Annotated in this window: 22 protein-coding genes; 3 read left to right on the top strand and 19 right to left on the bottom strand. The window is 36.6% G+C overall.

Going from position 1 to position 21,301, the window contains the following annotated elements:
• Positions 1–203: 203 nt before the first annotated feature.
• The 13 genes from M3226_RS12895 to M3226_RS12955 all read right to left on the bottom strand — a co-directional run bounded on the left by M3226_RS12895 (position 204) and on the right by M3226_RS12955 (position 11,185).
• Positions 204–464 (bottom strand): HPr family phosphocarrier protein, encoded by a 261-nt coding sequence (locus tag M3226_RS12895; RefSeq protein WP_251565937.1) that lies wholly within the window; start codon positions 462–464, stop codon positions 204–206.
• Positions 465–476: 12 nt separating this feature from the next.
• A complete protein-coding gene (locus M3226_RS12900) occupies positions 477–1,127 on the bottom strand; it encodes a class II aldolase/adducin family protein (RefSeq protein WP_251565939.1) in 651 nt (216 codons plus the stop codon).
• Positions 1,114–2,073, bottom strand: coding sequence for a 1-phosphofructokinase family hexose kinase (locus M3226_RS12905; RefSeq protein WP_251565941.1), 960 nt, complete (start codon positions 2,071–2,073; stop codon positions 1,114–1,116). Before M3226_RS12905 ends, M3226_RS12900 begins: the two co-directional genes overlap by 14 nt.
• A gap of 135 nt (positions 2,074–2,208) precedes the next feature.
• A complete protein-coding gene (locus tag M3226_RS12910) occupies positions 2,209–2,676 on the bottom strand; it encodes a PTS sugar transporter subunit IIA (RefSeq protein ID WP_251565942.1) in 468 nt (155 codons plus the stop codon).
• A 103-nt stretch (positions 2,677–2,779) separates the two neighbouring features.
• Complete coding sequence (locus M3226_RS12915) at positions 2,780–4,825, bottom strand: BglG family transcription antiterminator (RefSeq protein WP_251565944.1); 2,046 nt, start codon at positions 4,823–4,825, stop codon at positions 2,780–2,782.
• Between the two features lie 267 nt (positions 4,826–5,092).
• Positions 5,093–5,404, bottom strand: a complete 312-nt coding sequence (locus M3226_RS12920; protein ID WP_251565946.1) for an IDEAL domain-containing protein — start codon at positions 5,402–5,404, stop codon at positions 5,093–5,095.
• Positions 5,405–5,519: 115 nt separating this feature from the next.
• Positions 5,520–5,933 (bottom strand): RrF2 family transcriptional regulator, encoded by a 414-nt coding sequence (locus M3226_RS12925; RefSeq protein ID WP_251565948.1) that lies wholly within the window; start codon positions 5,931–5,933, stop codon positions 5,520–5,522.
• A 162-nt stretch (positions 5,934–6,095) separates the two neighbouring features.
• On the bottom strand, positions 6,096–6,230 hold the full coding sequence (locus M3226_RS12930) for a BA3454 family stress response protein (protein ID WP_251566092.1): 135 nt from the start codon (positions 6,228–6,230) through the stop codon (positions 6,096–6,098).
• A gap of 28 nt (positions 6,231–6,258) precedes the next feature.
• A complete protein-coding gene (gene spxA, locus M3226_RS12935) occupies positions 6,259–6,654 on the bottom strand; it encodes a transcriptional regulator SpxA (protein WP_251565950.1) in 396 nt (131 codons plus the stop codon).
• Positions 6,655–7,225: 571 nt separating this feature from the next.
• Positions 7,226–7,723, bottom strand: a complete 498-nt coding sequence (locus tag M3226_RS12940) for a DUF6803 family protein (RefSeq protein WP_251565952.1) — start codon at positions 7,721–7,723, stop codon at positions 7,226–7,228.
• A gap of 396 nt (positions 7,724–8,119) precedes the next feature.
• On the bottom strand, positions 8,120–10,534 hold the full coding sequence (locus tag M3226_RS12945; protein ID WP_251565954.1) for a heavy metal translocating P-type ATPase: 2,415 nt from the start codon (positions 10,532–10,534) through the stop codon (positions 8,120–8,122).
• 81 nt (positions 10,535–10,615) lie between these two features.
• Positions 10,616–10,822: a copper chaperone CopZ gene (gene copZ, locus M3226_RS12950; RefSeq protein ID WP_098527091.1), complete on the bottom strand. Its 207-nt coding sequence runs from the start codon at positions 10,820–10,822 to the stop codon at positions 10,616–10,618.
• Between the two features lie 18 nt (positions 10,823–10,840).
• Entirely contained in the window at positions 10,841–11,185 is a 345-nt protein-coding gene (locus M3226_RS12955; RefSeq protein ID WP_251565956.1) for a metal-sensitive transcriptional regulator, read from the bottom strand.
• Between the two features lie 300 nt (positions 11,186–11,485).
• Here M3226_RS12955 and M3226_RS12960 point away from each other — a divergent pair, with 300 nt between their 5' ends.
• Positions 11,486–12,190 carry a response regulator transcription factor gene (locus M3226_RS12960; protein WP_251565958.1) on the top strand — a complete coding sequence of 235 codons (705 nt, stop codon included), beginning with the start codon at positions 11,486–11,488 and terminating at the stop codon, positions 12,188–12,190.
• Positions 12,174–13,541 (top strand): sensor histidine kinase, encoded by a 1,368-nt coding sequence (locus M3226_RS12965; RefSeq protein ID WP_251565960.1) that lies wholly within the window; start codon positions 12,174–12,176, stop codon positions 13,539–13,541. Before M3226_RS12960 ends, M3226_RS12965 begins: the two co-directional genes overlap by 17 nt.
• 140 nt (positions 13,542–13,681) lie before the next feature.
• Here the strand turns inward: M3226_RS12965 and M3226_RS12970 are convergent, their stop codons facing one another.
• The 6 genes from M3226_RS12970 to M3226_RS12995 all read right to left on the bottom strand — a co-directional run bounded on the left by M3226_RS12970 (position 13,682) and on the right by M3226_RS12995 (position 20,583).
• On the bottom strand, positions 13,682–14,416 hold the full coding sequence (locus M3226_RS12970) for an urease accessory protein UreH domain-containing protein (RefSeq protein WP_251565962.1): 735 nt from the start codon (positions 14,414–14,416) through the stop codon (positions 13,682–13,684).
• Between the two features lie 167 nt (positions 14,417–14,583).
• Positions 14,584–15,180 carry a YdhK family protein gene (locus M3226_RS12975; RefSeq protein WP_251565964.1) on the bottom strand — a complete coding sequence of 199 codons (597 nt, stop codon included), beginning with the start codon at positions 15,178–15,180 and terminating at the stop codon, positions 14,584–14,586.
• A 241-nt stretch (positions 15,181–15,421) separates the two neighbouring features.
• The gene (pdxA, locus tag M3226_RS12980; protein WP_251565966.1) at positions 15,422–16,429 is read right to left on the bottom strand and encodes a 4-hydroxythreonine-4-phosphate dehydrogenase PdxA; all 1,008 of its coding nucleotides are present in this window, start codon (positions 16,427–16,429) and stop codon (positions 15,422–15,424) included.
• Between the two features lies 1 nt (position 16,430).
• A complete protein-coding gene (locus tag M3226_RS12985; protein WP_251565968.1) occupies positions 16,431–17,729 on the bottom strand; it encodes a four-carbon acid sugar kinase family protein in 1,299 nt (432 codons plus the stop codon).
• A 40-nt stretch (positions 17,730–17,769) separates the two neighbouring features.
• Positions 17,770–18,732, bottom strand: a complete 963-nt coding sequence (locus M3226_RS12990) for a 2-keto-3-deoxygluconate permease (protein WP_251565970.1) — start codon at positions 18,730–18,732, stop codon at positions 17,770–17,772.
• Positions 18,733–18,888: 156 nt separating this feature from the next.
• Positions 18,889–20,583, bottom strand: coding sequence for a sigma-54-dependent Fis family transcriptional regulator (locus M3226_RS12995; RefSeq protein WP_251565972.1), 1,695 nt, complete (start codon positions 20,581–20,583; stop codon positions 18,889–18,891).
• Positions 20,584–20,871: 288 nt separating this feature from the next.
• Between M3226_RS12995 and M3226_RS13000 the strand changes: the two genes are divergently transcribed.
• Positions 20,872–21,270 (top strand): (deoxy)nucleoside triphosphate pyrophosphohydrolase, encoded by a 399-nt coding sequence (locus M3226_RS13000; RefSeq protein ID WP_251565974.1) that lies wholly within the window; start codon positions 20,872–20,874, stop codon positions 21,268–21,270.
• The last annotated feature ends 31 nt before the right edge of the window (positions 21,271–21,301 follow it).

Raw genomic sequence — 21,301 nt, forward strand, 5'->3', positions numbered from 1 at the left:
TCATAACTGATATTTTTGATTTTTTGAAAACGATTTCATCCCAAATTTTAAGCGAGTGATTGCGCAAACTTGTGATGAATTTAGAACAAAAACCCATTGAGCATTTCGGCAAATAATCCAGTCATTTAAGGATCTCTCTCGCTAATAAAAGAAAATTTAGCATCCGCCACAAATACTAACGAATGCTAATTACATTTTTCTAATCAAATAGAATCAGAGAAAAAGGTGCCGCCGATAGCAATACCCTCTTTTTCAATTACATCTTGCAGTGAAGCTAGTGCTCGCTCAGCATTTTTTCGAATTGCGAGGGCCAAAACACCTAAAATCGATTTTAAGTTTGCGGACCTATCATTATAGTGAATCTGGAAGGCAGACTTGAACTGGCTGGAAGTATGAACTAATACTGTTGCGGGGCGGGCATGGATCCCCGCCGCATCCGTTACTCTAAAGATACTTTCAGGCATTCAACATTTCTCCTATTCTTCCAAATTGTACGCAAATTCTTTTTCCACAGAATTAGGATTGTAAATGCCAAGTGCTTGAAATAGTTTGGCATGAATGTTGACATAAGCGTTATATTCAATACGCTCTAACATATCATAGGCTTTACGCAAAGTTGTATCGACCACTAAAATTCCGTGTTCACGTAACAAAGTAGCTACTGGCAGTGTATCCTTGCGTGTTTCCATATAGGATCTTACAGTCTCAGCTAGTTCCACACTTGTTGCTGGTGCAAATTTTAAAGTCTTAATTTCACCTAATTTACGAGTGGCTTCTGTCAAATGAGGGAGATCTAATCCCAGTGAGGCAAACACCATTGATTCCTTCGGGTGAGCATGAACAACGGCTCCCGCTTCAGGAATAGTATCAAATACAGCACAGTGCATGTTGAACTCGCGCGTCACTTTTCCGTTTCCTTCATAAACGTTTCCTTCCCTATCAATGACAAGAATATCTTCAGGAGTTAATCGACAAAACTTCGCCTGTGACATAAGAGTTGGGGTCATAATAAAATGCTTATCACTCACTTTAACACTAATATTTCCGCCAGCCGCATTCGTGTTAAAACGGTCAAACATCATTTTCGTTACTTCACATAGGTCCTTACGCTCTTCATAGTACAACATATTTATCACTCCCGATGATTTCAATTTTAACTTCTTTTTCTAGTTCTGCCGCCTGTTCTAAGGAAAAATCCGAACTACTTTGCTTAGTAGCCTTCGAAGCACCCAATGCAGTCGCAAATCTGAAGATTTCATCAAGCTTACTATTCTGGCTTAATTTAGCTGTCACGCCGCCAACAAACACATCACCACAGCCTGTATCATTAACCTCTTTCACCTCTGGCGGTGTAACTCGATAAATGGTTTTCTGATGGCCTACTAAACTACCTTTTTGGCCCAACGAAATAACAACATATTCAATACCGGAATTTAACAGTTTTTGAATTTCCAAAGCATAACTATCCAAAGTGGTTAATTTCTTTCCGACCAGCTCCTGAAATTCGAACTCATTCGGCTTAATCATCGTAGGCTTTAGTTCAACGGCTGCCTTTAAATAATCACCTGCCGCATCTACTATTATTTTTCCCTTTTGTGTTTGAACCGTTTCAAGAATAATCTTATACTTTTCAACATCAATACCCGCCGGCGGACTACCGGCAAAAACGACAATATCATTCTTTTTTACAGAGGTTTGCAATTTATAAATTAACTTTTCAAACGATTCATCCTTAATGGTAAAACCCTTGTCGGTAATCATGTAGCTCCCTTTGCCAGACTCATCAATTAATATAAGACTTTCCCTTGTAGAGCTGCCTTCCTGCTCAATAAACTCACAAGTGACGTCCTTTTTCTCCAATTGATTAATGAGGACACTTTTATTAGAAGCCCCGACGAACCCTGTCGCAATATTATTGATGGAAAGGCTTGATAGAACCACAGATACATGTGTGGCCTTCCCGCCAATATCATAAGAGATATCATTCATTTTATTATTATGCTTTCGAGTGAGTTCACCCTTAATATGCACGATTCGATCAATAGCCGTATTTAGCGTAACCGTATAAATCATCTAATATCCCGTCCCCGTTACAAGGATGTGAACACTTTCTTTAAAAACAGTTGTAAAAAAGTAAATCTTTTAATATGATAGAATTGAATTTTTATATTTTTTCTCTATTTTGGTAAGATTATTTCTTACCCTTTTTTATGCCACGCTAGTTTCCAGAATGGATAATATCTGCGTTTTCTCTGTTTCAATCAGCAGTTGATCCATGACGTCTTTGTTCATAAACATATCGATTAATTTTTGTAAAAGTGCTACCTGCGATCCCCCTTTCTTCAAACCTAAAACAAAAATTAATTGAGCTTGAACAGTTTGATCATCTGTCCCCATTTCAAAGAATTCAATTTTCTGCTCCGGCCGAATCATCGCAATAAAAGGTTTAATGATATTCTCCGGATCCGTATGTGGGATGGCAACATGATATGGTTCTGTTCTGAGCCCAGTAGGATATTTCTCCTCTCGGCTGATCAACGCTTCTTTAAAGTTAGCGGTCACATACCCTTTTTCATTAAGAAAAAGAGAAATGTCATCAAAAAACTCATACTTGGATGTACATTGTAAATTAGTCAAGATTAAATCTTGGTCAAATAGCTGCGAAAATAATTCCATAACTCTTCTCACCCCAAAATAATAAACTGAATTCAACTGACATGTAAGGTGCTGTAAATGTAGATGCTCTTACAAGCATCCCCCCTTTCAATTAAAACTATTTTCACTTTGAATACTCTTCAATAACGGAGAGTATATCACGTTTGCATTCAGCCTCTGTTATTTGTTGAATATTAGCTTCTTCTGCTAAGAGATCATTTAATTGCATGAGCGCTTTGAGATGGTTTTTTCGATCCACTGCGGCAATGATGATAAAGATCCGAACCGGGTATCCCTCTAAATCCACCTCTTCCTCCAACCTTAATAAACTCATCGAAATTCGGTTCACTCCATCTTCAGGTGCAGCATGAGGAATGGCCACCTTTGGTGCAATAACAATGTATGGCTCATTTTTTTGAATCATATTAATCATCGCATCCACGTATGCAGGTGTAATTGCCTTGGACTCTATCAATGGTGCTGAAGCCATGCGAACAGCCTCTTGCCAGCTGGTTGCCTTCTTCCCTAGTAAAATATGATTCTCCGGGATTACCTCACTTAACGAGGGCTTAAAATCTCCTTGCTCAGGAATCATCACATTGGATTGTTTTTCTAAAAAGAAGTCCTTGAGATGTCTTTTCAAAGTAGATTTATCCTGGATAATTGTATTTTGTTCAATTAAGTTGATAAGATCATCTATGTTGATATTAAGCGGGTTATAGCCATTTAGCTCTTGATAGACTCTAACTTTTAAACGATATTTTTCATCATTTGAAAGCAACGGCTTTACTAAAAATAATTTTTTATCAGTCTTTATAAAGGTAGTTGAGAAAACAAGGTCATAGTCTAGCTTATAGTCCTCAAAGTCACGAAGGGAAATATGATCCAGGAATAACATTTCCGGAAACAAACCTCTTAAGGATTCATATAACAGCTTTGATACTGAGATACCATTGGGGCATACAACAATGGCCATCTTTCTAGTCGAAATCTCGTCTCCCTGGCGGAGAAGCCATGATCCGAGCAACATGGTAATGTAGGCCGATTCGTTCTCAGGAATCCCAAATCCAAATACCTCTTCAAGCGGACTTAGCGTTTTCATTACGAGATGATGCAACTCCCCGTGCTCCTCTAAGACAGATTCAAGAAGTAGGTTTTCAACCGTTAATTGATATTTAATCCGGTAAAGAGCGGGTTTTAAATGTAAATATAATCGATTGACTAGGTCATCTCTATCATGGAAAATAACACAGGCTAATTTTTCAAAATTATTAACCATTTTCACTATCGCATCAATAAGCCCGTATCCTCCGGCTGATTCGTGATTTTCGACTGAAGATACACTCGATGTTAAAAGTTGCAGGGTTATAAATAATAACTCTTTTTCATCGAACTCATTATGATTAACTAGTAGTTCATCAACTGCCTTGTATTCCTCTGTATTCAGTAAATCCTGGTAGTAGGTTTCAACCATCTTTTGCTGCCTGATTCGGCGAATTATGAGGGCTAGAGTATATGGAAGTTCCTCCAGCTTCTCATCTGTAAAACGGATTTTTAGCCGCTGTTCAATTTTTTCAAGCCGCCCTCGCAACGTTTGGATTTCGTCCTCGGATAATCCTAATATCTCAACAAACCAAAGCTTGCCATTTGGTGTTTGGAGCATTTGATGTACAAGCTTGATTATGATTTGCCGCTTTTCTAATTCGTTACCTTCAATAAAATAGCCAGCTTTCCGGGTGTAAGTTACACTCAGCCTTGACTCCTCTACAATGGAAGCGACTCCTTTTAAATCGTTTAATACCGTGTTTCTGCTCACTTTTAAGGCAGAGGATAAATGAAACAAGGATAGTGGTTCCTCTCGGATTAAAAGCATTAAGACAATTAACTTTCTTCTTTCTATATCAGATATCACATAGTCATTTGGTTTAGATGTTTCCTTTACTAATTCAGGAAAGGTCTCTCGAACGGCCTCGTCAACGAAAATGCCAGCTTGACGTCCTTTTTGTAAGTTAGGCATTCGGTTACTTTTCAGCCAATCATCAATTTTTCCGAGACTGTAATTTACTTGGTATCGGGAGATGTTACATTTCTTTTGCAGGTCTGAAATCTTCACACCAGGCATGATCATGATTTCTTTTAGTAATATGAGTGATCTTTCATCGAGCTGCACCCTACTCACTTCCCTTCCTTACTATTGATTGTAAAACAAATAACGCTCTCATTGTACACGTTTTCATCCCGATTTTTCCTTATACTGTTGCACATCATTGTGACAAAGACCTGGTTACACCCAACTAACCGCATTGTTAAGAAAGATACTGCCTTATAATCGGGAGCTATAGTAATAATTCGGTGTTCAATCCATATATATAAAGGCCAACCAGAAATGCCTGGTTGGCCTTCAGATTTCATCTAATTTAGTTTTTAAGTACTCTATTTATAATTGATTCACCAGTTGATTCATTGAATTTAATTTAGAAGTAAGTTCAATGAACCACTCTTCATCCCCAGTTGATAAAGCCAAGTCGATTAAAAATTGAATTTGCGCCTTGTTTGACACGTTAGAAACAGGCAGTCTCTTCACTCGTTCACTTAACATTGAAACCTTTTTTCCAATGATTTCATTATTGTCACTTGTAATAACAGTTACCTTAACGATCCCTGAAGTATCAAATGATTCAATGTAACCCATGATTAATTCTCCATCCCGTAATGTTCCCTTAATCCAATCACCTGTTTGTAACAACATTCTTTTCACCTTCCTAAATATTTTAGTCTTTTTATGCCTGTTAGATTTAATCTGTAATTTTTTTTATTACAATTTATCTAAAAAGAAATCTGCGACCAAAAATCAGCTACAACGCTTATTCTTCTTGATTAACAAGGTCGATAATTTCTTTCAGTGTATAATCCTTTAAATATTCACCCAAATGTTCTTCAGCACCTAAGAAGATAGAAAATAAGACTCTTTGCATATTCGCACCTACAATACACCGTTCATTTGAATCTGGACACTTCGGCTGCAGAGCTCCTTCAGAGGTGATCTTATAAATATCCCAAAGATTAACTTCATTTAGATCTAGAGCAAACAAAAATCCGCCGCCAGGTCCCTCTTTTGATTTTATAAATCTATGTTTTTTTAACAAACTTAGCACTTTACGAATCCGCACAGGGTGTACACAGGCACTCGCTGAAATAGCATCACTTGTCGACATCCGGTCGGGCTGCAGCGCAAGAAAAGTTAAACTATGAATGGCTAGCGTAAAATCACTATTCATGGCCTGCCCTCCTAAGAAATAAAAACTGCAAATCACTTATTATTTCATTTATTTTTAGCTTTATAATACTATTTAGTAACGACTGTAATATTAAACGTTACAGATTAGCTTGTCAAATATTCGATATTTAAGCCAAACTATCTCCTTCAAGCAAGTATAAATTTAAACATTCCATTGTTTTTTAACTTGTTCTACTGCTATCATTTTAATTTTTTCCCATGGCAGTTCTTTTTTTACAAGAACATTTGTATGATAATTTCTTTCTTTATAATTAACTGTTACGAACACTTCAATCATTTCTTTTTTCTCCTTCATTATTTACTCTTTAATTGGCCATTCTTTGTAATTCGGTACTCAAGAATGTGCGAAGCTTACGGGGTAGAAAGCTGCGGATTTCCTCATCGTTATAGCCTACCTGTAATCTTTTTTCATCCATGATAATCGGCCGGCGTAACATTTTTGGGTTCTCCATGATTAATTGGTAAAAATCATTAAGCGGAAGAGATTCGATATTTACATTTAATTCCTGGAACGTCTTCGAATTAGTTGAAATAATTTCGCTAGTTCCCTCTTCAGTCAAGCGGAGAATCGATTTAATCTCATCGACTGTAAGGGGATTAGATAATATGTTTCTTTCGATATAGTCAATATGATGTTCCTCAAGCCACGCTTTTGCTTTTCGGCAAGAACCACAGCTTGGAGTCGAATAAAGAGTCACCATGCGCTAAACACTCCTTACATATAATTTGGTATACATTAAATATCAGTTAGGTAGTTACCCCAATGTGAGTTGGATTAAACATAGTGTTATTTTACAGAACCTATCTTTACACAACCTTAAATTGTAATAAAAAAAATTACAGTTTGGTTAAAAAAAACTACTTAACTCAATTGCTATTCCCTATACTGTAACTATAATATTTACAGTTAAAAATGTCAAATGGGAGGTGTTGGGGTTAATGTGAAATTTCACAACCCATTATGATGACCGGTAGGATTGAGGTCCTTGGGGCATTATTTAGTGGGCAAATTTATTTTTGCAGGAATTAAACTCAAATCTTAGGTTCATATATTCATTCACTAGTAGGCTTACTGTTCCGGGCAGTAAGCCTTTCTTATTGATTAGTATACGTACGGACCGTAAATCCTATTAATGAGGAGTGTCTTGACGCTGCCAGAATCGTCAACGCGTATTAGATGCTGCTCTTAGTCTCTTTCTACTCGATAGATTAGTAGCATGATGAATCAGATGTCCAAGGAAACTGGGATAAACCAACGATCCTCGTTTTACATTACATATTCATCATATCATGGCCAGCTGAAGAACCTGATACCAGGGAAGGATCAATCATTCCGAAGATCATTGCAATGTGCGCTACAATTAAGAAGATACTAACAAAAACTGCATGGATTTTCAGCTTTTCTTCTTCTGTTTTGTGTCTATAAATTAACCCTAAATCAAGTAATGCCATTCCTAAGAAAGGAACGATACCGAGCAGATAAAAAGTTACAGCAACAACGTCAATCCATCCTTTCCATTCACCGTTTACAGTGAGCGGAATATAGGCCGTTTTCATTAAGAAAATGAAAACACCTGTAAAATAGATCCCCGCAAAAATACCTGTTACTTTATTTAATTTTTTTAACGCACCGTCTAAATTTCTTGAGAATAAGATAGCAATTTCTGTAATCGCCAAAATCTCGGCACAAATAACCGGAACCGCCATAAAAATCAATAAATTCCAAGGCTGATTGTCTGCAAGTAAACCCATGTAATGCGTCATGTTCATGTCTAACTCTCCTCTATTTATCTGATACTCTTAATATAGGAAAAAAGTATGCAGAAATTTAGCAGAAACCTTGAAGAAAATGTGTAAATTGGCGAATAACATCTATAGATTTACAGTTTGGACAAAGCCTGTTTTATAAACTTTGAAATAAAAAAACTTTCGACTATCGGCTAACAAAAAAACCGTAACCTACAAGGATAACGGCTTTAACGATTACTTTAATTTTACTAATTAGAAAGTTCACTTTATGGTTAATGTCCTTTTACATTCATTTGCTCTTGATGAGAAGGATTAGAATCGGATCCGGCTATAGATACATTTATTCCCTAACCAACCATCACTATTAATAAATAAGCGATAGCTGGAAGTGCTCACTTTTCCACATAATGCTCACCTCTACAATTTTACTTTTTGTAAACGTAATGCATTGAGAACAACCGATACTGAACTGAATGCCATTGCTGCCCCTGCTAACCAAGGTGCCAGGAATCCAAGAGCAGCAACAGGAATACCAAGAGTATTATAGGCAAGGGCCCAGAACAAATTCTGCTTAATATTTCGAATGGTCTTTTTACTCATAAAAACCGCATCGGCAATACTATTTAAATCTCCACGAATGAGGGTGATATCAGCTGCTTCCATTGCAACATCGGTACCAGTACCAATAGCCATTCCGATATCTGCAACTGCAAGGGCTGGGGCATCATTGATTCCATCCCCAACCATCGCAACTTTCTTTCCTTCTGCCTGTAATTTCTTTATTTCATCGGCCTTTCCTTCAGGAAGAACTTCAGCAATAACCTTTTCTATACCTACTTGTGAGGCTATAGCTTTAGCTGTCTGTTTATTATCCCCAGTAATCATAATTACTTCTATTCCCATATCCTTTAAGCGACTGATAGCTGATTTGGATGTTTCTTTAATGGTATCCGCTACAGCTACCATCCCAGCATATTGGTTGTTAATCGCAACCAGCATGGCTGTTTTTCCAACCTTCTCCAATTCATTCATTTGACCATAAGCATTTTCTACAGCAACATTGTATTTACTCATTAATTTTCTAGTACCAACCAATAGTTCATTACCATCAACGGTTGCCTTTATACCAAAACCAGGAATCGCTTCGAATTCCGTAACATCCTTGAGAGGAATCCCTTTTTCTTTAGTACCTTGAACAATTGCTTGTGAAAGTGGATGTTCTGATGGTTTTTCAGCAGATCCAACTAATGATAAAAATTCATCTTCTACTTGAGATTGGGCTGTGAATACATCTGTTAAAGCTGGTGTTCCGTTTGTAACGGTACCTGTTTTATCTAATACAACGGATGAAATTTTATGGGTCATTTCCAAATGCTCGCCACCCTTAAACAGAATGCCATATTCCGCCGCACGGCCTGAACCGGCCATGATAGATGTTGGCGTTGCAAAACCCAATGCACAAGGACAAGCGATAACTAGAACTGCTATCAATTTTTCTAGTGCTTCCGCAAAATCCCCAGGAGACACCCAAACATACCAAACGATAAAAGCTACTACAGCTAGGGCAACAACAATCGGAACAAACACACCGGAAATTTTGTCCGCAAGACGTTGTATCGGTGCCTTAGAGCCCTGCGCTTCTTCTACTACTTTTATAATTTGGGCTAAAGCCGTATCTCTGCCTACTTTTGTTGCCTCAATTAATAAAAATCCGTTTTTATTTATAGTAGCTCCTATTACCTCATCATCAATGGTCTTATCAACCGGGACACTTTCACCCGTGAGCATTGATTCATCGATAGCGGAGCGACCTTCCAATATTTTTCCGTCGACCGGTATCTTATCACCAGGTTTAATATGAACAATATCGCCAACGATTACTTCTTCAATGGGGATTTCTTGTTCTGCACCATCTCTTTCAACAATGGCTGTCTTTGCTTGAAGACCCATCAGTTTTTTAATTGCTTCTGATGACCGTCCTTTCGCCTTTACTTCAAAAAGCTTTCCAAGAATAATCAGCGTAATGAGGATAGAACTGGTCTCATAGTATAGTTCTACTGAATGGACCATACTTCCGATTGACATCAATGACAAGTAGAAACTGTAAAAATAAGCCGCTGACGTACCTAAAGCTACGAGTACATCCATATTGGCACTTTTATTTTTTAATGCCTTAAAAGCTCCAGCATAAAACTGTTTACCAATAAAAAACTGAACCGGAGTAGCCAGGGCAAACTGCACCCATGGATTCATAAACATTTTCGGAACCCAGATAAAAGAGGTAAATGAAAAGTGCCCCATCATTGCCCACAACAGAGGAAATGAAAGGATTGCCGAAAAGATAAACTTCCCAGTTTGTTTTTCAATTTCCATTTGGCGATGGTCAATTGTTTCTTTAACATCTTCCTTTATATGGGCACCATACCCTAGGTTTTCCACCTTTTTAATGATTTCACCTGATGAGAGTACTGCACTGTTGTACTCTACCGTTGCTTTTTCAAGTGCCAAATTCACATTTGCTTTCACTATTCCATCTAACTTATTTAATCCTTTTTCGATTCGAGTCGCACAGGCTGCACAGGTCATACCGGTTATGTCAAACTCCGATTTCTCATTAACAACATCATAACCAAGATCTTTAATCTTTTTTTCAATTTCTTCCATATTTATTTTTTCTGGATTATATTTAACATTTGATCGCTCTAAAGCAAGATTAACATTTGCTTCTTCCACGCCTTCTAATTTATTAAGACCCTTTTCAATTCTTATCGCACAGGCTGCACAGGTCATACCTGAGATTTGTAAATTAGTTTCTTTTACATTTTGACTCATAAAAGCCAACTCCTTATACCCTATAGAGGTATATTTTTTTGCGAAAAGAACGTGCTATTACTAGCACGTTTCTTTCACTATTTATTTCACGTCGTATCCTTGATCATCGATGGTTTCTTTAATCTTATCTAATGAAACCTCTTGGGTATTAAACTCAACATCCACTTTTGCTGCTTTTAAGTCAACTTTTACGGAGCTAACACCGTTTAGTGCACCAACACTTCCTTCTACTGCTTTCACACAATGACCGCAAGACATTCCTTGAACATTTAATGTTACCTTTTCCATTTTAAAACTCCCTCTCATTTATTTTTTTATTAGTCTTTGTATAGTAGTTAGCAGTTCATCCACAACTTCATGGTCGCCCTCTTGAATTCTTTCGAGCACACAACTTTTCATATGGCCTTCCAAAAGAACTTTCGCAACACTATTTAAAGCTGCTTGGGTGGCTGCAATTTGCGTAATAACATCATCACAATAGGTGTCTTTTTCAATAAGACCTTTAATACCACGAATCTGTCCCTCAACTCTATTTAATCTTGAAACAAGATTTTGCTTCGTTTTATCTGAATGATGACTTTTTCGTTCTGACGTTAAAGGAGCACAGTGTTCATTAGAATGATTCAGGTTAACAGGATCGTGATTATTCATAACCATCCCTCCTACGATTTAAATTTACCATACCCCCCTACCCTATGTAAATAGGCGTTTTGAAATTTTTTTATTTTTGTATTCAACTTTCACAATTTGTTCATAAGTTCTTATGATTAGTCAAAATAGTTATTCTGTCTAGAAACAAACTTTTTACAATATTAACTTTAGCAGATATTATTAACCTATAATTTTTTTGGTGGAATTTGTTTAGAAATTTGGAAATCTATTAAATCTGCAAAGTTTCTTCAAAATCTTCTTCTATTATTAAGGTATAAACTTTGATAAGGTGGTGGCGATATGAAAACAATTTTACTTGTCGATGATGAAACTCGAATGCTTGACCTTTTAGGACTTTATATAGCTCCTCACGGTTATAAATGTGTTAAAGCTACCTCCGCAAAAGTCGCGCTGACTTATTTTGAAAAAGAAAAAATTGACCTGGTAATCTTGGATATTATGATGCCTGAAATGGATGGTTGGACAACCTGCCAAAAAATAAGAGAGTTTTCAGATGTCCCCATTATTATGCTGACGGCCAGGAGTGAAACCCCAGACATCATAAAGGGTCTAAAATTTGGGGCTGACGATTATGTGACAAAACCTTTTAATGAAGAGGAGTTATTAGCCAGAATCCAGGCATTGCTAAGAAGAACGAGAACTTCAACAGAAAATCAGCATTTTCTAGTTTTCAATGGCCTAGAATGGAATCAGGAATCTATGGAATTAAAATATAAAGGCCAAGTCATTTCGGTCACACCGAAAGAATTTGCTTTAATTGGTTTGTTTATAAAAAATCCTCAAAAAGTTTACTCTCGTGATCACTTATTGTCATCTATATGGGGGTTCCAGTCGCAAATAGATGATCGAACGATTGATTCCCATATTAGGAATTTACGTGAAAAGTTGAGGAATGCAGGATTCCCTATAGAAAACCATCTTTTTACAGTTTGGGGTATAGGATACAAATGGGTAAAGGAAGGTCGGAATGAAAATATCCATTAAATTAGGTTTATGGTTTTTTATTAGTATCGTTTTTATCGAATCCTTTTCTATGATTTTCTTACATGATAAATTAGTACACTCACAAGTTCATCAGGAGCTGCAAGCACTTCAAGCAAGAGGCAATAGTCACCGTGCTGTATTAGAAATCAATTCAGATTCTGCAACCCTGCATCACATTGGTTTAATGGAGTCACAGACAGATACAGAGGTGGTAATTACAAATACTAAAGGGGAAATTTTGGTTTCTTCTACTAAAATCAATAAAAACATGGAGAACTTATTAAATAAACGGATCAATAGCCTTCCTAGAAATGGTAGAATTCTTCAACCAGATTGGCAAAACGAAAAATATATTGCAACCGTTACTGCATTTAATAATAAGGATGGAAAAAAAGCTGGTTACGTGTATATGTTTAGAAAAACTGATGCGGTTCAAAAGTTAATCTCGCAGTTGAATAAACATTTTCTTTTGGCCTCATTATTAATCCTTATCTTTATGTTAATTACGGTTTTCTTTTTATCCAAAGCACTAACCAAGCCTCTTATTTCAATGAAAGAAGCAACCAAAAAGCTGAGTAAAGGGGATTTTTCCGTAACACTTCCGCCTCCTTCTAAAGATGAGCTTGGTGAATTGTCCCAATCGATACAGACGCTTGCAAATGACTTAAATTATTTAAAACAAGAGAGAAATGAATTTTTGGCCAGTATTTCTCATGAACTTCGAACTCCCTTAACTTATATTAATGGGTATGCTGAAATAGCTAAAAGGAAGGAACTTGATGAAGCTGATAGATTTAAGTACCTCGAAATTATTCGTGAGGAATCTCAACGTGTGAGCGAATTACTTAAAGAATTATTTGATCTGGCAAAATTGGACCAAAATACGTTTTCAATCTTTAAAGAAAAAGTCGATTTATGTGTTTTTTTAAAATCGATTTATCAAAAGGTTTTACCTGCCTTTAAAAATAAAGGAGTAGCACTAATGCTAGTCTGTCACCAAACCATTGATTTGAATATAGACCCTTCCCGCTTTGAACAAGTAATATTAAATTTGTTAGATAACAGTCTTAAATATTCAAAAGAAAATACAACCACGTATTTAACAGTAAATGAGGGGAATGAAACAATTGAAATTACAATAAAGGATCAGGGAATAGGCATTCCGCAAGAAGATCTTCCTTATATCTTTGATCGTTTATATAGAGTGGAAAAATCACGTTCAAGAGTTACCGGTGGGTTCGGATTGGGCCTTTCTATTGTTAAACAAATAGTTGAAGCTCACGGAGGAGAAATTTCTGTTGAAAGCCAAGTTGGATATGGAACAAGCTTTACAATTAATTTACAACAGTAAAAAAAGGCCTAATAGTTATCTCGATCAATTACACTTTCTTACTGGCTGTTTAAAAATAAATTATAAACTAATTAAAAAAGAAGGATATCCTCCTTCTTTTATTTTTTTATAGGTGATGATGATCCATCTCTTTTTTTCCTCTATAAGGACCAATAAGTTACCGTATCAAATATTCCTAAGAGCAGCATCAGGACACCAGCAATTCGTTGAACAACCATACCCAACTTTCTTCCCTTTTTCATAATCACTCCACTTCCACCAAGGTACCAAATAACGAAAATCACGACCAATAATGGAATGACTGTTCCCAGAGCAAAAGTAGGCGGCAGAATAAAACCGTATGGACTAGCAAGAACTACTGGCATTAAGGTCACAAAAAATAGGACAAACATAGTTGGACAGAATGCAAGTGAAAAACTAAGTCCTAACATAAAAGAAGCAAATGGACTTTCATGCTTGTATTCTTTCGAAAGCTTTAATAAATTAAATGATCCCTTTAATTTGATAACCCCCAACATAAAAAAACCAACAAAGATTAATAAAGGCCCCATTATTTTCCGGAGCCAAGGAAAATATAAAGGTAGATTTTGTTCAAATCCTCTTCCTAGCATCCAAACCAAAACACCTAATAATGAAAAAGCTACTACTTTTCCTAGTGTAAAATAAGTAACATCCTTCCATGCAATTTTCCTTTGTATAGAGCGGTTGCCATAAAGAGTTACTGCACTAATATTTCCGGTAAGCTGACAAGGTGCCAGTGCTCCTACTAATCCCAAAATTAATGCAAAGACAATGGGCCAGGATTCTAAGCTATTTGCCATATTAAAAAATGGTTTGCTTAATACTGCACTTATTTGGCTTAATAAATTGTACATAAAATCACCTTACATCACTATTTTAATAGAAATAGGTTAACATAAAAAAATGCAGAAATTGTGGAGAATGATAATTATTGATTGCAATTGTTCGCAAATAAAAAGGGATTGTAACTCAACCCCTTTAACCTCTAATTTATGTTATTAATATTTTAATACGTTTCTGATTATTTAACAGAAAGTTCACTTTCTGTTACCCATTGATGATTTGTCACCTTTTCTCCACCGGTAGCTGAAGTGTAATCAACCATATATACTGTTGTTTTTTCAGCTGAATCAATGGTTCCAGTTGCTCCTTTCATACCCTCCATGTGGTCTGCTTCTAAGGTAACCTTTGTTCCAGGTTCTAATGCTTGATCACTAGCATCTTTAATTTCTTCTTGAATCACCCATTTATGATTTTTTACCGGTTCTCCCCCTGTAGTCGGTGTATAGGTAACAGCGTAAGCAATTGTATCATATGCACCTACAATCGTCGCCTCAGCACCATTCATGCCTTCCATATGATCTGCTTTTATGATTGCTTGGCTTCCTACTTTATAGGTTGGATTTTCTGCTGCTTTTAGTCCTTCAGGAACTTCACCTGAACCAGAATGATTCATATCACCCATATCCATATTTTTATTATCGTCCATCTTCATATTTTCATGGTCCGTCTTTGAACTTTTGTCAGTACTGTTATCATTACTGTTGTTTGAACACGCTGTTAACATTAACATTAATACTAAGGAAAAAACACCAATCAACCATTTTTTACTTTTCATTTGAACCCTCCTAAACTTTGATACAAAACATATCCTACTATAAAATTGTGCAGAAAGTATGGATTTTGATAAAAGGGGAATTTTTATGTAATTAAATAGAAGGAAATGGCTCAGTTCGGAGAACTAAGCCATTCTTAAATTTACCGTCATTCATTTTCTGTTTCAGCCGTGATGCCAGATAAAAAAGGATGCTGATTTAATAAGAAACCAAACTTATTAAATCAGCATCCCTTTGTTTATTCTATTTTCTTTTCGGAGCAAGTTCCACACCCTGGCGGATTGCTTCCATTAGGCTTTTTTCTTCGACAATTCCCTTACCGGCAATGTCAAATGCGGTTCCGTGGTCAACACTTGTTCGAATAATCGGTAAGCCAACTGTAATGTTTACGCCGGCATCTAAGCCTAATACTTTGACTGGACCGTGTCCTTGATCATGATACATAGCGACAACGATGTCAAAATCGCCGCGAACGGTTCGGAAAAATAATGTATCTGCTGGTAAAGGACCAACAACGTTAATTCCTTCTTCTTTTGCCTTATTGACGCCAGGAATGACCTTCTCTTCTTCCTCACCGTAACCAAATAAGCCATTTTCACCTGCATGCGGGTTGATTCCACAAACGGCAATTCTTGGGTTTTTAGTTCCGGATTTAGTAAGTGTTTCATGAGCTAACTTGATCACACGGTAGACACGTTCTGGATTAATCATTTTAACAGCATCAATAATACCAACGTGTGTGGTCACATGAATAACCTTTAAGTTCGGTGCAGAAAGCATCATCGAAAACTCACTTGTATTGGTTAAATCAGCGAGAATTTCTGTGTGTCCAGGATATCGATGTCCCCCTTTGTGCAAAGCTTCTTTGTTTAAAGGAGCCGTACAAATGGCATCAATCTTCTGATTGTTAGCTAAATCAATCGCCTTTGCTAAGTATTCAAATGCTGCATGTCCTGCCTCAGCGGACACTTGTCCAACAGGTAAGTCTTCGCTAAGTAAATTTAGGTCTAAACAATAGACGATGCCCCGTTCAAACGTAAGACCATCAATTTGATCATCAGTGATCGTTTCAACCGTTAAATCACTATTAACAAACCCTTTTGCGCGATTCAGAATTTTGGTATCACCAATGACAATTGGATTACATATATCATATATTTCTTGATTTTCAAGGCTTTTTAAAATAATTTCAGGGCCTACACCTGCCCCATCTCCCATTGTAATTCCGATAATTGGTTTGGTTTCAACCATTTCAAACATCCTCTCTTGTCATATATTTCAAAGCATTTAATAATGAGTGTTCATTTCCAAAACCACCGGCCTTTGTAACCGTCCAGAACCTTCGAGCGTTTGTTGCATTACCTAATTTCCCTAAAGGTAGTCCCGCTTCTATTTCTGTATACAATTGCATTCGATTCATATTTAGTTGGTTACAGACTGCTTTTGCGGTGTCCCCGCCGGTTAGAATCAATCCATTAATCGTGGGCATTGATTGAACAATGACTTTAGCAATAAAGCCAAGTTCCATGGAAATAGCTTCACTTATTTGTGTATTACCGAGAGAAAGTTCAGTTCCAAGCTGTTTGGTTGCCTCTCTATTTTCAGCTGACGAATCCACAAATAACACAAAATGTTTCTTGTTGGATTCCTGCGTGAACTCATCAATAATGTCTGATAGTCTATAAGTTTTTTTGATTAATTTAACAGGATCTAGTTCTACAAAATGAGTATCCTCTGCCATTGTCTTTACCATCTCAAGCTGCTGTTTTGTAACCAATGATAGACTTGCTGATACCGTTAACGTTTTTGTGACACCTAGTTCCTCTTGCTGATTTAATTCCGCCTTCTTTAGTTTTAAGGCATCTGGCAAATATTCAATTAATCCCGCTGATCCAGCCCAAACAGTTTTTTTATTAAACTGCGCAAATGAATCTGCAATCATCTTTAAATCTTCATCTGTTGATGCGTCACAAATAAACCAAGTAGTGCCCTGCCCTGTATTCTCTACAATTTTATTTATTAAATTCTCGTTTGAGGAGTTTAATAAAGCTTGGTCGATTAGACAAATTCGATCGTCTACATATTTTTTTAATAAATTCGGAATAAAGCTATCTTTAACCGGTGTTTTCGGATCCCTGCCAAATTCAGTTTCCGAGACACGTTCAGCGTTCACATATTGATATCCATTTATCGTTTGGCGATTCATTTTAGGAAAGGCTGGAGCAACAACAATAATTTCAGGTCGATAAACAGAAACAAGAGCCGCCAATTCAGCGGCCACATTTCCTCGTAATGTTGAGTCCATTTTTTTATACACTTGTTCATACCCTTGTTTTCGAAAAATAGAACTTGCATTATAAATTGTTTCATAAGCAACTTCTTCACTCATCGCACGACTATCGGTATCAATAATTGCAACATCCTCTGTTGATTGTAAAGAGGAGTCTTTATAATCAAGGAACACGGTTGAGGATATCCCAATCTTCGATAACTGCACACCTGCATCATTTGCTCCTGTTAGATCATCCGCAATAATGTAAAAACGTTGCATAATTTATGACTCCTTTACTACTGCATTCTTTCTACATAAGTTAAACTGTTGCTTTTCGTTGCTCTACCCTTTTGGCATACCAAGTCGTAATCAGCGGAGTGAAAATGGCAGTAACAATGACTGCTGCTGTAACTTGAAGTGTTGCTGTAGCAGCAATCTCACTATAACCAGTATAAACAGCCGCAACGGCCATTGGTACAGCTGCAGCATTTCCAGCAGTTGACGAAGCGGCAATACCAGCTACACCGTTTCCTCCTGTAATGCGATCAATAATAAATAACACTAACCCTGTAACCACGACTACCGCTACACCTAAGATGACACCAGAAAATCCAGCTTTGACGACATTGGTTAAATTAATTCCAGCACCGATGGCTAAAGAAAACAATGGAATAATAACGTCTTGTCCCTTACTTAAGAACTCCCGCATTTTTTCATCAAGGTTTCCAAGAATCATTCCAAGTAATAAAGGAAGTATGGCGAATACAAAAGCTAAGAGTGGGAAACTTGCTAATCCAGCAACCCCAAGAATTAACATTGTAAAGAATGGACCAGATTCAAGAGACATAATGGAATAGGCAGCAACATCTTCTGCTTTCTTACCTAATTGCCCCATAAGTGCCATATAAAGTCCACCGTTTGTATCAGAAAATGCTGCAATGATTGCTAAAGCAGATAACCCTAAGAATAAGTGATTCTGATCTGGAAAAATTGCTTTTATCAGTAAAGCGATGAGAAATGTTGTTCCAATTTTACCAGCCCATAAGCTTACCCCTTTTTTCAAGATGTAACCGGTTGCTTGGAATCGTATAGTTGAACCTAAACAAATATAAAATGCTGCTAGTAGAGCTGAAGTTCCTGTTAATAGTCCCCCTGTAAAAGAACTTTTAAATTCAGGTAATTCAAAAATCCCTGGTAAAAATGTACGAATTAACGCTCCAATTAGTAAAGGTATTAACATCATACCGCCTGGAACTTTATCAATTGCTGCTTTAATTCTCATATCAATCTCATCCCCTATGTTGTATTTTTAAACAGTTAAAACATTTGAAATCGATTACATTTATTATTCTAAATCCAACGGACAAAAAATGCAACAACTTTATTTTAATAAAAATTACATTAAAGAAAATCGTTGCATTTTTAAACAGTTATTAAATTATCCTTTTAACTTACGCCAAAGTGTTGAGCGATTAATATTTAAGCGTTTTGCTGCTTTGGTTTGGTTATATTCCTCTTCTTCTAACACTTTTTCAATAATTTTCTTCTCAATGTCTTCTAAAGTCCCCATCAAAAAATCTGAAGAAATCCCTACATCTACTGATCCTTTCTGATTCAACAGACTTTCAATTAATTCTTTTTCAATTACATAACCCTTTTCCGTGAGCACCGCATCTTTTAATAATGCTTTTAATTCCCCCACATTCCCTGGCCAATCATACTCCGCCAATAAAGCTAACCCATCTTCTTTCATTTTAATGGCAGATGTCCCTAACGTTTGGTTAAAATGAAGAATAAACGACGTCACAAGTTCCCTTAAATCCTCTTTCCGTTCAGCCAAAGAAGGGATATATATCCGAATCATATCATCACTAAACATTTCCCAAGAGTGCTGTAGTTCAATCATACCGAGAATAATTGTTATTCCTCTACCTTTTATAGACCCAATTTTTCTCCAAAGTTCATTTCTTAATCCATCATCTAAAAGATCAATGGAATGAATATAGATGGTTTTAATATCCTTATCTACCTTTTCAAGACTCATATCTAATAAATCCAATGCTTTTATCGAAGCAAATAAGCCGTTCCCATGTGTTTTATGGTAATGAATATACTGAGCAATCAATTCCTTTTCGGTACCCCTTTTACCATGTAAGATAAAACGAGTGTGAAAAAGACAGCGATCGATCATAGTTAGACATGCATTCATTGCTTCACTTTGATGAATAATTAGTGGAGGAGCCAGCACATTGACCTTCACATTTTCTTCTGATGCAGGATTAATCTTTAAATGAGAAAATTGACAAAAAAGATAGGGGGATTCCGTAGTCGTTATTTTCGTTTTGATTAGTTTTAATGTTTCTCCATTATTATCCTTTAAATAGGTGATTTCCTTCCCGCTAGCATCATCCTGATTTGTATCCAAAATCAATGGAATTTCTTTTATAGGTCTTGAGTGGAAAGTAGTCCATTGTTCATAGACAATATCGCCATTGTGGGAAAGAAGCATAAAGTCTTTTGCTGTCACATTTAATAAAGCCTTTAATCGTTCGATTTCCAGCTTATTATTCAACATCCATCGAGCCACCATTTTCGCTTCCTTAAATGAATCAAAAATGGCTTCCCTTCCCGATTGAAGCAATATTCCTAGCAACCCCAATCTTGAAGCTGTTTCAAACGTTACGACATCCCCTATGATGAGTTGATACCCCTCTTGTTTTAACCTTGATAGTAATGGCTCTGTTTCACTTTCATCATCAATCGTGAAAATATCTATCGGTATATCTAAAAGGTCTATAATCGCCTTTGCTCCGAGAGTAATAGTTGGGAAACCAACAATCGCCTTCTTCCTTGGAAGATCATTTGCAAGCGTGAGGACTCGAAGCATATCGTAACCAGAAATATGGACATCGATAACCGGAATGCCGACCGCTTCACCAATCAACTTGGCAGTTCCACCACGACTTATGATGACGTCAAATCCTTGTGCTTCCGCCTTTTTTGCTAAAGCAACGCCTTCCTGAAGATTCCCAATCTTAATGTGTAGATCAATTTCATTCTCTTCATACCGACACTCTTCTATTAAATTCTCCATAGCGGCATACGGGGCCACAAACAACGCTTTTATCTTCATTCGTACCACACCTATATCCTTTAAATTCTAGTCTAGTCATAGCATAAGTCGAAGGGGAATGCAATGAAGGATTGCCACCATGTGACACTAAGACCATAGCGGCCCGAGCTATTTCCGAATCCTTCCATGTATTTGGTCACTTCTCTCTAACAATAATTGAACCGCTTTAATTGTTGATCCTTCGCAGCCTAATTCGATTAAAACCTAGCATAGAAATTGAACAAAGTTTTTTTCATTCGGTAAATAATGATATTATTAACATTAGCATAAATCCTAAGGAGGATAATTTTGAAAAAGCTCATAAAAGTAGTTGCAGCCATAATTGAAAACGACCAACAAGAAATTTTATGTGCTCTAAGATCACCAGAAATGACATTGCCTAATATATGGGAGTTCCCAGGAGGAAAAGTAGAAGCAACTGAGGACATATATACAGCCATCGAAAGAGAAATTGATGAAGAGTTAGGCTGTAAAATCAGGTCGTTTAAAGAGGTTTTTAATGACAATACTCATGAATACGAATCATTTATCATTAATTTACTATCAATTAAATGTAGTGTGGTTGAAGGCGTACCCAAACCTAGTGAACATTCAAAATTAGTATGGTTAAAAAGAGAGAATTTGGGCTCCCTAAAATGGGCACCAGCCGATATTCCAGCCGTTAAACAATTAATAGAGGAAAAATGAGTATTTTCTTCAATGGTAAAAAGAACCTTGC

The sequence above is a fragment of the Neobacillus cucumis genome, assembly GCF_023715505.1.

Coding starts and splice junctions, on each gene's coding strand:
- M3226_RS12895 (WP_251565937.1), bottom strand. CDS start 464: ATGCCTGAAAGTATCTTTAGAGTAACGGATGCGGCGGGGATCCATGCC.
- M3226_RS12900 (WP_251565939.1), bottom strand. CDS start 1,127: ATGTTGTACTATGAAGAGCGTAAGGACCTATGTGAAGTAACGAAAATG.
- M3226_RS12905 (WP_251565941.1), bottom strand. CDS start 2,073: ATGATTTATACGGTTACGCTAAATACGGCTATTGATCGAATCGTGCAT.
- M3226_RS12910 (WP_251565942.1), bottom strand. CDS start 2,676: ATGGAATTATTTTCGCAGCTATTTGACCAAGATTTAATCTTGACTAAT.
- M3226_RS12920 (WP_251565946.1), bottom strand. CDS start 5,404: ATGTTGTTACAAACAGGTGATTGGATTAAGGGAACATTACGGGATGGA.
- M3226_RS12925 (WP_251565948.1), bottom strand. CDS start 5,933: ATGAATAGTGATTTTACGCTAGCCATTCATAGTTTAACTTTTCTTGCG.
- M3226_RS12930 (WP_251566092.1), bottom strand. CDS start 6,230: ATGATTGAAGTGTTCGTAACAGTTAATTATAAAGAAAGAAATTATCAT.
- spxA (WP_251565950.1), bottom strand. CDS start 6,654: ATGGTGACTCTTTATTCGACTCCAAGCTGTGGTTCTTGCCGAAAAGCA.
- M3226_RS12940 (WP_251565952.1), bottom strand. CDS start 7,723: ATGAACATGACGCATTACATGGGTTTACTTGCAGACAATCAGCCTTGG.
- M3226_RS12945 (WP_251565954.1), bottom strand. CDS start 10,534: ATGAGTCAAAATGTAAAAGAAACTAATTTACAAATCTCAGGTATGACC.
- copZ (WP_098527091.1), bottom strand. CDS start 10,822: ATGGAAAAGGTAACATTAAATGTTCAAGGAATGTCTTGCGGTCATTGT.
- M3226_RS12955 (WP_251565956.1), bottom strand. CDS start 11,185: ATGAATAATCACGATCCTGTTAACCTGAATCATTCTAATGAACACTGT.
- M3226_RS12960 (WP_251565958.1), top strand. CDS start 11,486: ATGAAAACAATTTTACTTGTCGATGATGAAACTCGAATGCTTGACCTT.
- M3226_RS12965 (WP_251565960.1), top strand. CDS start 12,174: ATGAAAATATCCATTAAATTAGGTTTATGGTTTTTTATTAGTATCGTT.
- M3226_RS12970 (WP_251565962.1), bottom strand. CDS start 14,416: ATGTACAATTTATTAAGCCAAATAAGTGCAGTATTAAGCAAACCATTT.
- M3226_RS12975 (WP_251565964.1), bottom strand. CDS start 15,180: ATGAAAAGTAAAAAATGGTTGATTGGTGTTTTTTCCTTAGTATTAATG.
- pdxA (WP_251565966.1), bottom strand. CDS start 16,429: ATGGTTGAAACCAAACCAATTATCGGAATTACAATGGGAGATGGGGCA.
- M3226_RS12985 (WP_251565968.1), bottom strand. CDS start 17,729: ATGCAACGTTTTTACATTATTGCGGATGATCTAACAGGAGCAAATGAT.
- M3226_RS12990 (WP_251565970.1), bottom strand. CDS start 18,732: ATGAGAATTAAAGCAGCAATTGATAAAGTTCCAGGCGGTATGATGTTA.
- M3226_RS12995 (WP_251565972.1), bottom strand. CDS start 20,583: ATGAAGATAAAAGCGTTGTTTGTGGCCCCGTATGCCGCTATGGAGAAT.